Origin of the sequence: Actinosynnema sp. NPDC053489 (assembly GCF_044544865.1) — a bacterium.
Taxonomy (GTDB): domain Bacteria; phylum Actinomycetota; class Actinomycetes; order Mycobacteriales; family Pseudonocardiaceae; genus Actinosynnema.
On the sequence record NZ_JBITXT010000010.1, the window covers coordinates 1 to 13917 of the forward strand.

Here is a 13917-nt window from a genome sequence, read left to right on the forward strand (position 1 = left end):
GTCAGCTTCTGTGAGAGGAAACCGACCCTACCCAGACGGGGCTGTTGCGCTACCACCCCAAGATCAACCTTCTGAATAACACCCTAGGACTCTCGCGCGTTGAACGTAGGACTCTCGCCGGTTAGAGGGAGAGGAGGTGGTGGAGGGTGGTGGTCAGGGCGGTGGTCGGGGTGGTTCGGGGGTGGGTGGTGGTGCGCCAGGCGATCACGCCGTCCGGGCGGACCAGGGCCGCGCCCGTCGGGGTCAGGCGGTAGCGGTCGGCGAAGGCGTTCGTCGGGTCGGTGATGGTGGGCACGTGCAGGTTCGGCACGGTGGCGCTGCGCCACAACGGGTCCAGGGTCAGCAGGGTCCACCTGCCGAACAGGTCCAAAGTGGACACGCGACGGCCTTCGTGCTCCACGATCACGTGCGGTGCGCGGAACCCCGGGCGCGCGCTCGCCTCGGCCGGGTCCTCCATCAACGCCGGGTCGTCGTCCTCGATCAGCACGGCGTTCGAACGGCACCGGTACCCGAGCGTCAGGTGCATCGGGTCCACCTCCGCCGGCACGTCCGGCCCCGCCAACTGCGGCGCGAACCGCTGCACGTAGTTCGCGTACGACCCGGCCACGACCAGTTCCGCGTACGGCCGCCGCTCGGCCTCGTAGCTGTCCAGCAGCCCCTCGCCCGCCTCGCCCCGCAGCACCGCGGCCAGCTTCCACGCCACGTCGTAGCCGTCGCCGATCGCCGTGTTGCCGCCCAACCCGCCCGTCGGCGGCGTCACCTTCGCCGCGTCACCGACCAGGAACACCCGCCCGGCGCGGAACCGGTCGCTCACCCACGCGCCCATCTCCCACGCCGTGACCTCCAGGACGTCCGGCTCCAGGTCCGGCACGTCGGTCGCGATCCGCAGCAGCTCGACGCACCGCCGCGGCGGGTAGTCCGCCACCGACTCGCGCGCCTGGTCGTACTCGACCGTGAACACGTTGCGCCGAGGCGTGTTCGTGGCGACGAACGCCCCGGTGAACGCCGGGTTGCGCAGGTAGTACAGGGTGATCTTGTCGGGGGCGATGCGCGTGGTGAGGTCGGCTTCGAACACCACCCCGATGTGGTGCGACAACGACCCAGGCCCCCGCCGCGCGATGCCCACCAGCTCGCGGACCACCCCGCGGTGCCCGTCCGCGCCCACCACGTAGTCCGCCCGCACCACCTGCTCGCCCCCGGCCGACCGCAGCCGCGCCGTCACGCCCTCCTCGTCCTGCGCCAACGACACCAGCTCCGTCTCGAACAGCACCTCCGCGCCCAGCTCGCGGGCCCGCCGCAGCAGCACCGGCTCGACGTGGTCCTGGCTCGCCAGGCCCGGCCGCTCCGGGCTCAGCGGGGAGTCCCACGTCTCGTCCTCGTGCACGATCGTGTGGAACACCCGCCCGCGCAGGCTCTCCGCGACCTTGATCACGAGGCCGCCGTCGAGGCCCGCGGAGCCGGCGAGCACCTCCTCGGCCACCCCGCCCCGGCGCAGGACCTCCATCGTCCGGTGGGTCTGCCCGGTCGCCTTGGGGTGCGGCGAGGTCCCCCGGTGCTTGGAGACCACCAGCACCTCGACGCCCTCCCGGGCGAGGAACAGCGCCGCCGTCAACCCGCTGAGCCCCGCCCCGACCACCAACACCCGCACACGTCTGTCTCCCATGCCTAAGAATCTTAGACGCTAAGAGACTTGCTGTGCAAGAAGTATCAGAGCGCTACCACGCTCCCCGTCCGCGCCGACTCGAACGCCGCCTCCACGACCTCCAGCCCGGTGATCGCGTCGGCCACCGGAACGGGCGCCCGACCTGCGGCGACGGCCGCGTAGAACTCCTGGTAGGCGCCCGGCGAGGTGCGCACCGGCTCGGTGCCGAGCAGGCCCCAGTGCTCCACCGGCTCCTCGCCCCACCCCTCGCCGCCGGGCACCGCACCCGCCTTGAGCGCCTCCTCCTGCGGGTCCATCCCGTGCTTCACGAACGCCGACCGGTCGCCCAGCACCCGGAACCGCGGCCCCAACGACGCCGCCAGCGCCGACGCCCACAGGTGCGACACCGCCCCGGACGGGTGGGTCAGCGCCAGGAACGCGTCGTCGTGCGCCCGCGCGCCCGGTCGCAGCGTCCGCACCTCCGCGTAGACGCTCTCGGGCCGCCCGAACAACGCCACCGCCTGGTCCACCAGGTGCGTGCCCAGGTCGAACACGATGCTGCCCAGGTCGGCCGGGTCGCCGGACTCCTTCCAGCTCCCCTTCACCTCCGGCCGCCACCGCTCGAACCGCGACTCGAACCGGTGCACCCGCCCCAGCGCGCCCTCGCCGACCAGCCGCGCCACCGTGCGGAAGTCGCCGTCCCAGCGCCGGTTGTGGAACGGGGCCAGCAGCAGCCCCCGCCCCGCCGCCAGCCCGGCCAGCTCCCGCGCCTCCCGGGCCGAGGCCGCGAACGGCTTGTCCACCACGGCGTTCAACCCGTGCTCCAGCGCCGCCCGGGCGTGCGCGGCGTGGAACCGGTTGGGCGTGGTCACCACGACCAGGTCGAACTCGTCCGCCCGCCGCCACACCTCGTCCGCGGACGCGATCAGCTCCGCCTCCGGGTAGCGCGCCGCCGCCTCGGCGCGCCGCTCGGGGTTGCCGGTGACGACGGCGGCCAGCGACAGGCCGGGCGTGGTGGACACGAACGGTGCGTGGAACGCGGCTCCGCCGAGCCCGTAACCGATGAGTGCGGTGCGCATGCCCGCACCCTAGGCGTCCCACGACGTGGACGCTCTGTCTTACGTCGTCACGCAGCGCTACGGTCATCCGCATGACCCCGCTCGTGGCACGCCGGCACGTGGACTACGTGCGCGTGACCAGCATGGCCTGTCGCCAAGCCTGATCCACCTCAGCCCCCGCGCGCCGCGGTGTCCTCGGCGTGCCCGCACAACCCTTCCCTGGCTAGACAGGAGCCGTCAGCATGTCCTGGTCCTTCGACACCAAGCAGGTCCACTCCGGCGCCGCGCCCGACCCGGCCACCGGCGCGCGCGCCACCCCGATCTACCAGACCACGTCGTTCGTGTTCCGCGACTCCGCGCACGGCGAGGCGCTGTTCAGCCTGGCCGAGCCGGGCAACATCTACACCCGCATCAACAACCCCACCCAGGACGTGCTGGAGCAGCGGGTCGCGGCGCTGGAGGGCGGCGTGGCGGCGGTGGCCTTCGCGTCGGGCCAGGCGGCCGTGACCGGTGCCGTGCTCAACCTCGCCCGCGCGGGCGACCACGTGGTGTCGAGCGCCTCCCTCTACGGCGGCACGTACAACCTGTTCCACTACACGCTGCCCAAGCTGGGCATCGAGGTGTCCTTCGTGGACGACCCGGACGACCTGGACGCCTGGCGCGCGGCCGTCCGGCCCGGCACGAAGCTGTTCTTCGCCGAGTCGCTGGCCAACCCGCGCAGCAACGTGCTGGACATCGCCGCGGTCGCCGAGGTCGCGCACGCCGAGGGCGTGCCGCTGGTGGTGGACAACACCGTGCCGACGCCGTACCTGGTGCGGCCGATCGAGCACGGCGCGGACGTCGTGGTCCACTCGGCCACGAAGTACCTGGGCGGGCACGGCACCGCGGTCGCGGGCATCGTGGTCGACGGCGGCACGTTCGAGTACTCCGACGCGGCCCGGTTCCCCGACTTCAACGAGCCCGACCCCAGCTACCACGGCCTGCAGTACTGGCCCGCGCTCGGCCACGGCGCGTTCGCGGCGAAGCTGCGGGTCCAGGGCCTGCGCGACACCGGCGCGGCGATCGCGCCGCTGACCAGCTTCCTCATCCTGCAGGGCATCGAGACGCTGTCGCTGCGCATCGACAAGCACTCGGCGAACGCACTGGAGCTGGCCCGCTGGCTGGAGGCGCGCGACGAGGTGGAGAAGGTGCACTACGCCGGCCTGCCGTCGAGCCGGTGGCACGACCTGGCGCAGAAGTACCTGCCGGCCGGCGCGGGCGGCGTGGTGTCGTTCGAGCTGCGCGGCGGCGTGGCGGCGGGTCGCGCGTTCGTGGACGGCGTGGAGCTGTTCAGCCAGCTGGTGAACATCGGCGACGTGCGCAGCCTGATCGTGCACCCGGCCAGCACCACGCACAGCCAGCTCACGCCCGAGCAGCAGCTCGTCTCCGGCGTCGCGCCGGGCCTGGTGCGGTTGTCGGTGGGCATCGAGGGCGTGGAGGACCTCAAGGCGGACCTGGAGGCGGGCTTCCGCGCCGCCAAGTCGGTGCAGTGAGTCCAGGGATCCCCTGGAGTACCGGGTCCACTGTCGGGGAGACCCCTCCCGCCGCCGGCGGGTGGCGGGAGGGGGACCCGAACGGGCGACGGCAGTGGGTCCGCGGCGCGCTGCCCGGCCTGCCGGTGTCGATCGCCTACGAGACGTGGGGCGAGCTGAACGCGGACCGGTCGAACGCCGTGCTGGTGCTGCACGCGCTGACCGGTGACAGCCACGTGGCGGGCCCGGTGGAGCCGGGGCACCCCACCCCCGGCTGGTGGGACGGGCTGGTCGGCCCGGGGCGCGCGCTGGACCCGGAGCGCTGGTTCGTGGTCGCGCCGAACGTGCTGGGCGGCTGCCAGGGCACCACGGGCCCGTGGTCGACCGCGCCGGACGGCAGGCCGTGGGGCTCGCGGTTCCCCAAGATCACGGTGCGTGACCAGGTGGCGGCCGAGGTGCTGGTGGCCGACGCGCTGGGCATCGACGCGTGGGCGGCCGTGCTCGGCGGGTCCATGGGCGGGATGCGCGCGCTGGAGTGGGCGGTGTCCGAGCCGGACCGGGTGCGCGCGCTGCTGGTGCTGGCCGCGCCGGTCGCCTCGACGGCCGAGCACATCGCGCTGGCGTCCGCCCAGCTGCACGCCATCCGGCTGGACCCGGTCGGCGGCCTGGGGGTGGCGCGCAGGATCGCCCAGCTGAGCTACCGCACGGAGGCGGAGCTGACCGCCCGGTTCGGCCGCGAGGTGCGCGAGGACGGCCGCTACCAGGTGGAGTCCTACCTGGACCACCACGCGGCCAAGCTGGTGCGCCGGTTCGACCCGGCCAGCTACGCCACCCTGACCGAGGCGATGAACAGCCACGACGTGGGCCGCGGCCGGGGCGGGGTGCGGGCCGCGCTGCGCCGCGTCACGGCACGCACCCTCGTGGCCGGGATCGACTCCGACCGCCTGTACCCGCTGCGGCAGCAGGCCGAGGTCGCCGACGCCCTTCCCGGCGCCGGCGACCTGCGCGTGGTGACCTCGCCCTACGGCCACGACGCGTTCCTCATCGAGGTCGACCAGGTGTCGAAGCTGGTCGCGGAACTGCTGGAGGCGGGCTAGAAGCCGGCCGTGATGCGGGTGAACTCCCAGTCGGCCTGCGGGACGCCGCTGCAGTTGGACGCCACCTGGCCGTCGCAGCCGCCGCGGTCGCGGTTGACCGCCCAGAACGTGAACCGGCCCAGCCCGTTGGACTTCGCCCAGTCGCGCAGCTGGGTCCACGTCTGCGGGGTCGTGACCTCGCGCTGGTCGGACAGGCCGTTCATGCCCGAGATGCCGGTGTGCCGGAACGCCTCGGCGTCGGACCACCCGAACGTGGCCTTCAGCTTGTTCTTCAGCGCCGTGGCCGCGTTGATCGTGTCGGTGCCGATGTTCGAGCTGCCGAAGTCGAACGGCATGATCGTGAACACGTCGATGTTCGCCCCGATCGCCGCGGCCCGCTCGATCAGCCGGTTGCCCCAGGAGTTCGGGCCGGTGGTCGTGGTGCCGAAGGTGACGATCGTCTGGATGCCGGGGTTGTTCGCCTTGACGATCTTGAGCGCCTCCAGGATGCGGTCCTGCACGGTGGCGTTCTCGAACTCGTCGGTGTTCTCGATGTCGATGTCGATGGCCTTCAGCCCGTAGGCGTTGATGACCTGCTGGTACGCGCCGGCCAGCGCCTGCGGGGTCGAGCAGTTCGGGCCGAGCTTGTTGCCGCTCCACCCGCCGAACGACGGGATGACGTCGCCGCCCGCCGCGCGGATCTGCTGGATGGCCTGCGCGTCGACGCCGCCGGCCAGCGGCCGGGTGCCGTCCCACGCGGGGTTGCAGCCGCCGGAGGACAGCACGAACGCCAGGGTGAACCACTTGACGCCGGTCGAGCTCATGATCGACGCGGGCGCCGGCGGGTTGCCCCAGCCCAGGAACAGGTACGGCGCGCCCTTGCCGCCGGTCGGGTTGGTGCCCGGCTGGGTGGTCGCGGAGACCTGGTTGGACGGGCCGGAGGTGTTCGACGCGGCGTCGCGCGCCCGCACCGTGAAGGTGTAGGCGGTGGAGGCGTTCAGGCCGGTCACGGTGGCCGTGGTGCCGGTGACCGTGGTGGCGACCGAGGTGCCCCGGTAGACGTCGTACCCGGTCACGCCGACGTTGTCGGTCGAGGCCGTCCACGCCAGCGAGACGGAGTTGCTGGTGGTCGCGGTGACGCGCAGGGACGCGGGCGCGCTGGGCGCGACCGTGTCGCCGCCGCTGCCGCCACCGGTGCACGGGGCCCCGTTGACGGTGCAGTTGAGCGGCGCGCCGGAGCCGGTGCCGACGAAGCCGAAGCTCGTCGACGCCCCGACGGCGACGCTGCCGTTGTACTCGCGGTTGGTCGCCACGTAATGATCACCCGTTCGGGTGATAAGAGCGTCCCAGTACGACCCGACCGACGTGCCGGCGGGCAGGTCGAACTCGACGCGCCACGAGGTGATCGCGGACGGGCCGCCGTTGGCGACGGTGAACTTGGCGTCGAAGCCGGTGCCCCAGTCCTGGGTCTTGGCGAAGGTGGCGGTGACGCCCGACGCGGCTTGCGCGGCGGGGCCCACGACCAGTGAACCGATGGCGAGTGCGCCTGCTGCGAGCAGCGCGCTCGTTCGTCGTGACATTGAGGAGTCCTCCTCGGCGGGATCGGCAGGGTGATTCACGCCCACCAGGGAGGTTGGTCTAGACCATATGAAAAGGCAAGGCTCCGCGCGGTATTGCCGGTCCGACGGCCGGTCGAAGCGGGCGAAACGGACTAATCCTCCAGCGCGGAGGCGATCCAGGCGGACACCGGCAGGTCGCGCATCCCGCACTCGACGGCCAGCTTCACCGTCCACCGCAGCGCCTGGAGCACCACCGTGGCCAGCTCCTGCGGCTGCCCGTTGGCCAGCGCGATCTCGATCTGCTCGGCGGCGGCCTCCTGGTCGCCGTGCACCTCGGCGAGCAGCGTGCGGATCGCGGTGCGCACGGGCGGGTCGGCGTCGTCGATCGGCACCTCCTGCCCGTCCTCGTCGAAGACCTGCATCTTGACCGGTGTCGCCCCGCCCGACCCCAGCGCCGCGACCATGGCGCTGCACTCGGAGAACAGCAGGAGCACCAGCTCCCGGATCTCCTCGTTGCCCTCGGGCGAGCCGCTGAGGTAGCCGGTGACCAGGTCGACCGCGACAGCGTCCTCCCCGACCTTGGCGGCGGTCAGGGCCTCGCCGGCCACGGCCTGGAGCCGCGACCAGCGATCCGGATCTTGCTGCGGGTGCATTAAGCCATCTTCCAACACGGAGTAGGGGCGCACAGCTCTGCATATTGCCTACCCGGTGGCGTTCGCCCGCCGCAACGGCTTGTCCGCAGCACCGGCTCTCAGGTATGGGCGCGTTCCCACCCGTGCTACCGGGGTATGACGGACCACGGTCGCTGTGCCGGCCCGGTCCCGCCACCTAGCATCGGGGACGTGATCCGCACCCTCCTCCAGGTCGTGCTGCTCCGCGACCGCTCGCGGGTCTTCGACGGCTTCCCCCTGCGCCGCCTGCTCGGCGCGGCCGTGCTGGTCTACGGCCTGGTCGTCGCCATCTGCGCGAGCGCGGCCTACGTCTCGGCGGAGGACCCGGACGGCTGGTGGCCGCTGCTGTTCGCGGTCGTCGCGGGCAGCACCGCGCTCACGCTGCGCTCCACGCTCGCCGCCTGGCGGCTGGCCACGGCCGGCCTGGTCGTGGTGCGGCTGCTGCTGGAGCACGAGCCCGTCCTGCTCGCCGACTGGCGGTGGCTGTGGTACCTGCCGGTGCTGGTGGCCGTCGGGACGGTCCACAGCGGCCGGGTCGTGCTGGTCGTGGGGGTGCTCACGGCGGCGGTCGTGATCGCGGTCAACGGGCCGGACCAGTACGCCTGGCCCATGGTCGGCCTGCTGCTGCTCGTGCTCCTCGTCGCGTACGCGTTCGGCTCGCGCGGGCGCGCCGAGCAGCGGTTCCACTCCGAGCGGGACGAGAAGGCCGCGCTGGTCGAACGCGCGCGGATCGCCCGCGAGATGCACGACGTGGTCGCGCACCACATGTCCATGGTGGTGGTCCGCTGCGAGACCGCGCCCTACCGGATCACCGGCCTGCCCGAGGAGGGCGCGCGGGAGTTCGCCGAGCTGGGCGCGGCGGCCCGGGCCGCGATCACCGACCTGCAGCAGCTGCTCGGCGTGCTGCGGGCGTCCGACCAGCGGGCCGACCGCGCGCCGCAGCCGGGCTTGGCCGACATCGCGTCGCTGCACGCCGGCGCGTCCGTCACCGGCGCCGAGGTGCCGCCGGCGGTCGGGCTGACCGCGTACCGGGTCGTGCAGGAAGCCCTGACCAACGCGGGCAGGCACGCGCCGGGCTCCGCGACGTCGGTCGCCGTCGACCTGGTCGACGGCGAGGTGCGCGTGGTCGTGCGGAACGCGGCGGGCGGGCCGTCGCTGGGCGGTGGCGGCGGGCACGGGCTCACGGGCATGCGGGAACGGGTGGCGGTGCACGGTGGTTCGCTGACCGCCGAACCGACCGCCGACGGTGGTTTCGAGGTGCGGGCGGCGATACCGGTGGGGCGGTCGTGATCAGGGTCCTCGTGGTGGACGACCAGGAGATGGTGCGCGAGGGGTTCTCCGCCCTGCTGGACGCCCAGCCGGACATCACCGTGGTCGGGTCGGCGGGCGACGGCGTCGCCGCCGTGGCCGAGGTGCGCCGGTTGCGGCCGGACGTGGTGCTGATGGACGTGCGGATGCCCGGGATGGACGGGCTGACCGCGACCAGGCTGCTGGCCGACGACCCGGTCCGGGTGCTCGTGCTGACCACGTTCGACCTGGACGACTACGTCTACGAGGCGTTGCGGGCCGGCGCGAGCGGGTTCCTGCTCAAGCACGCGCCGGCCGGCGACCTGCTGACCGCCGTGCGGGTCGTGGCGCGCGGCGACGCGCTGCTCGCGCCCTCGGTGACCAAGCGGCTGATCGAGGACTTCGTGAAGGCGCGGCCCGCGCGGGCGGTCAGGCCCGCGGCGCTGGGCGCGCTGACCGAGCGGGAGACCGAGGTGCTGCGGCTGGTCGCGCGGGGCCTGTCCAACGGCGAGATCGCCGCCCACCTGGTGCTGGCCGAGCAGACCGTGAAGACGCACGTGAGCCGGGTGCTGATGAAGCTCGGCCTGCGCGACCGCGCCCAGGCCGTGATCGCGGCCTACGAGTCCGGCCTGGTAGTACCGGGGTAGGGCCCGGCGAACGGCACCGCGGGGTGACGACCGGCCGCGGGTGGTCTTCCTAGCTTCGGCGCCATGTCGAAGAAGATCGCGCTGGTGGCGGCGCTGCTGGTCCTGGCGACACCGGGCGGCGACCCGCCGCCGTTCACCCCGCGGGTCGAGGTGCGCGGCGACCTGGCGCGGGCGGCGCACGTCGCCGTCGTCGTGCCGGGGTCCGACGTGGACGACCGGCGGTTCGCCGGCACGGTCGGGAGGATGGCGCGCGACCTGCACGCGGCCGTGGGGCGGGACGACGTCGCGGTGGTCGCCTGGCTGGGGTACCGGACGCCGTCCGGGCTCGGCGTGGACGCGGCCGGCGGCCGGTTGGCGCGGGCCGGCGCGGTCGCGCTGGACGAGTACGTGCGCACGCTGCCGGGGCACGTGCACCTGATGTGCCACAGCTACGGGTCGGTGGTGTGCGCGCTGGCCCAGCCGCCGGTGGACGACGTGGTGCTCCTCGGGTCGCCGGGCGTCCGGGTCGACGCGGTGACGTCCGGCGCGCGGGTGTGGGCGGCGCGCGGCGGCCGGGACTGGGTCCGCTGGGTGCCCGCGGTCCGGCTGGGCGACCTCGGGCACGGGGTGGACCCGGTCGACCCCGCGTTCGGGGCGCGCGTGTTCGACGCCGGGGACGCCCGGCACGACGAGTACTTCCGGGAGGGCACGCCGTCGCTGCGGGCCCTGGCCCGGATCGCGGTGGGCGGGACGCCGTGACGCGCGACCCGGTGGTCGACGCGGCGCGGGCGATCGCCGTCGTCGGGGTGGTGCTGGGGCACTGGCTGGTGACGGCCGTGGTGCTGACAGGCGACGGGCTGGTGGTCGACAGCCCGCTGCGGTGGGTGCCGGAGCTGGCCCCGGCCAGTTGGGCGTTGCAGACGCTCGGGCTGTTCTTCTTCGCCGGCGGGTTCGGCGCGGCGCGGTCCGGCACGCCGTGGTGGCGGCGGGCGCGGCGGCTCGTACCGCCGGTGGCGGTGCTGCTGGGCGCCTGGGCCGCGGTGCTGGCCGGGTTGTCGCTGCGCGGGCTGCCGCAGCAGACCGTGATGACGGTCGCGCACCTGGTCGTGTCGCCGTTGTGGTTCCTGGCCGTGTACGTCGTGCTGACGGCGGTCACGCCGGTGCTGCCGCGGTTGGGCTGGTGGGGCGTGCTGCTCGCGGTCGCCATGGTGGCGGTGGACGTCGACTGGGTGAACGCGGTCGCGGTGTGGTGGGCGCCGTGGCAGGTGGGCGTGGTCGTGGCGGGCCGGGGGCAGCGCCGGTCGTGGGGTGCGGCGCTGCTGGTGGCAGGCGGGGTGGCGTTCGCGGTGCTGCTGCACGCGGGCTACCCGGTCAGCGCGGTGGGCGTGCCGGGTGCCGCGCGGTCGAACCTGTCGCCGCCGTCGGCCGCCGCGCTGGCGCTCGCGCTGGCCCAGGTGGGGCTGGTGCTGCTGGTCCGGCCGTCGTTCCGGGCGCGGGCGCTGAACGCGCGGGCGCTGCCGATCTTCCTGGTGCACCAGAGCGCGTTGCTGGTGGTGACGCTGGTCGGCGCGGTGTTCGGGCCGTTGCGCGGCCTGCACACGCCCCCGACGGACGCCCTATGGGTGCTGGAGCGCGGGACGTGGCTGCCGGTGTTCACCGGTGTGTGCCTGGTCCTGCTTCGGTATCGCCGCCAGCAGCGCGACGGCGATCGTCGCGCCGTGCAGGGCGACCATCGCGCCCGTCGGCTCCAGCGCGAGCAGCGGCGGCACGCAGGCCAGCGCGGTGAGCAGCCACGGCCGGCGGCCGTGGCACGTGCCGGCGCGGGCGGAGTGCAGCAGGTACCAGCCCAGCAGGAGGTGGATCAGGTTCTGGAGCGGGTCGACCTGGAGCACGACCAGGGTGCCCGCGGTCCCGGCGAACCCGGTGACGACGAACCCGAGGACGCCCAGCACGCCGTAACCGGCGCCGAGCGTGACGGCGAGCCGGGTGCGGTGGGTCTCCCGGGTCCGGCACGGGATGAGGGCGGCGTTGCGCTCGAACCGGTGGAACAGCAGCAGCAGCGGCAGGAGCAGCAGCACCAGCACGGCCAGCCAGCGCGGCCGGGCCGCGACCCAGTCGAACGCGGCCGGTGAGTCCAGCAGGCCGAGCAGGCCGACCGCGGCGGCCAGCACGGTCAGGTAGCCCAGGTAGACCGTCATGGGCGCGGCGCGGGCGAACTCGACCCACCGCCACGGGTGCGCGCCGGCGAGCCAGGCCGTGACCCGCGGCTTGAGCAGCAGCACCACGCTGATCTGCGCCAGGCCGAGCACGAGCAGGCACACCGTCGGCGGGCTGAGGTTCGACCCGACCTCGCCGGGCAGCGGCATCATCGTGCGCGGGTAGCCGCCGAAGGTGATCAGCGCGAGCAGCGCGGGCACGGCGGCGAGCGCCAGGGCGCCGAGGACCCGGCGCGACACGCGGTGCAGGCTGCCGTCGGCGTAGTGGAAGCCGAGCTGCTGGAGCAGCAGCGCGCCGAGCATCAGGTTGAGGTGGCCGCCGGTGCGCCAGGCGAAGCCGATGCGCACCAGGTCGGTGACGATCATGGCGGCGACCAGCGCCACCGGCGTGACCAGGCGGGCGTGCCGGTGCAGCCAGGCCATGACCGGGGTCGCGGCGACCGCGACCAGGTACAGGCCGAGGAACCACAGCGGATGCGCGATGAGCCGGCCGAACATCTCCACCCGCGACTTGTCCACGTCGAGCAGCTCCAGCGGCAGCGGGAGCACCAGCCAGGCCAGCACGAACGCCAGCACGGGCCGCAGCAGCCAGGAGAGGCGGGCGGCCAGGTAGCGGCCGTAGCCGCCGTGCTCGGCCTGCACGGAGTACCAGTTGAGGAGGTTGGCGTGGCCGCCCGCGAAGTAGAACACCGGCGCGGCCTGCAACGCCCAGGTGAGCAGCCACAGCCAGTTCGCGCTCAACCCGGCCCAGTGCAGCACCGTGATCGCGGACTGGCCGACCACCACCAGGCCGAGCGCGCCCAGCCGCAGGAACGTGGCGTAGCGGTCGTTCGTGGCGGGCGGCGGCCGTTCGTCGGCGGGTTCGCCGGGGTCCCGCCGGCGGGGCAGGCGGGCGAGCAGGAGGAACACCACCACGGCGCTGCCGAAGCCCCAGGCGAGCACCGGCTCGTGCCCCGGCGGTCCCCAGCGCTGCCGCCACGAGTTGAACTCCAGGCCGGCCGCGTAGAGCTGGGCGGTGGCGTGGCAGCGGGCGGCGTGGCCGCGCGGGTTGACCTCGCACTGGTCGTGCATGTCGCGGGCGAGGCGGGCGTCGAGGGACTTGCGGGCCTCCCGGCCGAGCGGGCGGCCCTTCTGCTCGGCGTAGCGGAGCAGGTCGTAGCCGAGGTCGTGGGCCTTGCAGCCCGCGCCGAAGTCCCACTCCGTGTCCCCGGCGGGCCCGGAGCAGCCGCCGCCGGGGTCGATGGCCCGGGTGGTCCCGTCGGGCGCCACGACCGGCACCGGCCTGCGGTTGGTGACCTCGTCGAAGTCGGCCGGGAACCGGTCCAGCGGGTTCGCCGCCGTCGGGTTGGCCATCGCCTCGACCGCCCGGGCCGCGGTCGCCACGTCACCGCTGAGCGGCGAGGTGTCGGTCGCGCCCGCCGGCCGCGAGGCGATCACGCCGCACACGAAGACGGCCAGCGCCACCAGCACGAACCTGAACCAGGCCGGTAGGCGGGCGAGCAGCCGGAGCCCCGGCCAGCCGCCGGTGGTGTTCACCGCCACGTCACTCATCGGTCGCCCAGGGTACGGACAACCGGGCGCGGGTCGCCAGGCGATCGGCTACGGCAGCGCGCCGGAGAGCGACGCCAGGGCCATCTGGGAGAGCAGCGCGGCCATCTGGTCGCGGTCCAGGTGGGCGCTGTGCGGGGTCGAGTTGATCAGGCCGAAGACGGCGTGCGCGGCGGCCCGGGCGGTCGGCTCGTCCACCTCGGGGGAGGTCTTGCGGATGGTCTCCACCCACACCTCGACGTAGCGGCGTTGCAGCGCCCGCACCCGGCGGCGGTCCGGGTCGGTCAGGTTCGCCAGGTTGCGGCTCTGCACGGTGATCAGGGCCGGGTCGTCCAACGCGAAGTCGACGTGCCAGCGGATCAATTCCCGAAGCGCGTGCGCCGGGTCGCCGGACGCGGCCACGCGGTTCAGCCCGCCGTCGAGCAACCGCTCGCTGATGGACGTGAGCATCTCGCCCAGCATCGCGTCCTTGCTCCGGAAGTGCCGGTAGAGCGCCGGCCCGGAAATGCCCACCGCGGCGCCGATGTCGTCGATGCCGACGCCGTGGAAGCCGTGCCGGGCGAACAGTTCGGCGGCGGCGGCCAGGATCTGGTCGCGGCGGGTTTGCTTCGCTGGCTCGGCTGACACGCGGTTCATCTTAAACGGCCGGCCCGGTCCACGTAAACGGTCGTTAACCTGCCCGCCGGCGGTTGATCACCGACCGGCGGCCGAAACGCGTAGTTA

General features: G+C 73.7%; 11 protein-coding genes and 1 pseudogene. 6 read left to right on the plus strand and 6 right to left on the minus strand.

All coding sequences use genetic code 11. From position 1 onward, the window contains the following. Positions 1-121 precede the first annotated feature (121 nt). On the minus strand, positions 122-1663 hold the full coding sequence (gene rdmE, locus ACIGNX_RS22645; protein WP_396542662.1) for an aklavinone 12-hydroxylase RdmE: 1542 nt from the start codon (positions 1661-1663) through the stop codon (positions 122-124). Between the two features lie 44 nt (positions 1664-1707). After that, positions 1708-2721: a Gfo/Idh/MocA family oxidoreductase gene (locus tag ACIGNX_RS22650; protein ID WP_396542663.1), complete on the minus strand. Its 1014-nt coding sequence runs from the start codon at positions 2719-2721 to the stop codon at positions 1708-1710. A 221-nt stretch (positions 2722-2942) separates the two neighbouring features. Between ACIGNX_RS22650 and ACIGNX_RS22655 the strand changes: the two genes are divergently transcribed. Both ACIGNX_RS22655 and ACIGNX_RS22660 read left to right on the plus strand, forming a co-directional pair. After that, positions 2943-4232 carry a bifunctional o-acetylhomoserine/o-acetylserine sulfhydrylase gene (locus tag ACIGNX_RS22655; protein ID WP_396542664.1) on the plus strand — a complete coding sequence of 430 codons (1290 nt, stop codon included), beginning with the start codon at positions 2943-2945 and terminating at the stop codon, positions 4230-4232. Then, positions 4229-5308, plus strand: a complete 1080-nt coding sequence (locus ACIGNX_RS22660) for a homoserine O-acetyltransferase (protein ID WP_396542665.1) — start codon at positions 4229-4231, stop codon at positions 5306-5308. The genes ACIGNX_RS22655 and ACIGNX_RS22660 overlap by 4 nt, the downstream gene beginning before the upstream one ends. Here ACIGNX_RS22660 and ACIGNX_RS22665 read toward each other — a convergent pair. Beyond that, positions 5305-6867: a cellulose binding domain-containing protein gene (locus ACIGNX_RS22665; protein WP_396542666.1), complete on the minus strand. Its 1563-nt coding sequence runs from the start codon at positions 6865-6867 to the stop codon at positions 5305-5307. The two genes, ACIGNX_RS22660 and ACIGNX_RS22665, sit on opposite strands and share 4 nt — an antisense overlap. 131 nt (positions 6868-6998) lie before the next feature. Next, positions 6999-7499 (minus strand): hypothetical protein, encoded by a 501-nt coding sequence (locus ACIGNX_RS22670; protein WP_396542667.1) that lies wholly within the window; start codon positions 7497-7499, stop codon positions 6999-7001. Between the two features lie 189 nt (positions 7500-7688). Here ACIGNX_RS22670 and ACIGNX_RS22675 point away from each other — a divergent pair, with 189 nt between their 5' ends. The 4 genes and pseudogenes from ACIGNX_RS22675 to ACIGNX_RS22690 all read left to right on the plus strand — a co-directional run. Then, positions 7689-8807, plus strand: a complete 1119-nt coding sequence (locus tag ACIGNX_RS22675) for a sensor histidine kinase (RefSeq protein ID WP_396542668.1) — start codon at positions 7689-7691, stop codon at positions 8805-8807. Beyond that, a complete protein-coding gene (locus tag ACIGNX_RS22680) occupies positions 8804-9451 on the plus strand; it encodes a response regulator (protein WP_396542669.1) in 648 nt (215 codons plus the stop codon). The genes ACIGNX_RS22675 and ACIGNX_RS22680 overlap by 4 nt, the downstream gene beginning before the upstream one ends. Positions 9452-9514: 63 nt before the next feature. Next, positions 9515-10189, plus strand: a complete 675-nt coding sequence (locus ACIGNX_RS22685) for an alpha/beta hydrolase (protein WP_396542670.1) — start codon at positions 9515-9517, stop codon at positions 10187-10189. A gap of 68 nt (positions 10190-10257) precedes the next feature. Further along, positions 10258-11043: pseudogene (locus tag ACIGNX_RS22690) on the plus strand (acyltransferase family protein); the annotation flags it as partial. A 3-nt stretch (positions 11044-11046) separates the two neighbouring features. Here the strand turns inward: ACIGNX_RS22690 and ACIGNX_RS22695 are convergent. Both ACIGNX_RS22695 and ACIGNX_RS22700 read right to left on the minus strand, forming a co-directional pair. Next, on the minus strand, positions 11047-13197 hold the full coding sequence (locus tag ACIGNX_RS22695; protein ID WP_396542671.1) for a phospholipase A2: 2151 nt from the start codon (positions 13195-13197) through the stop codon (positions 11047-11049). Between the two features lie 48 nt (positions 13198-13245). Next, entirely contained in the window at positions 13246-13821 is a 576-nt protein-coding gene (locus ACIGNX_RS22700) for a TetR/AcrR family transcriptional regulator (RefSeq protein ID WP_396542672.1), read from the minus strand. Positions 13822-13917 lie beyond the last annotated feature (96 nt).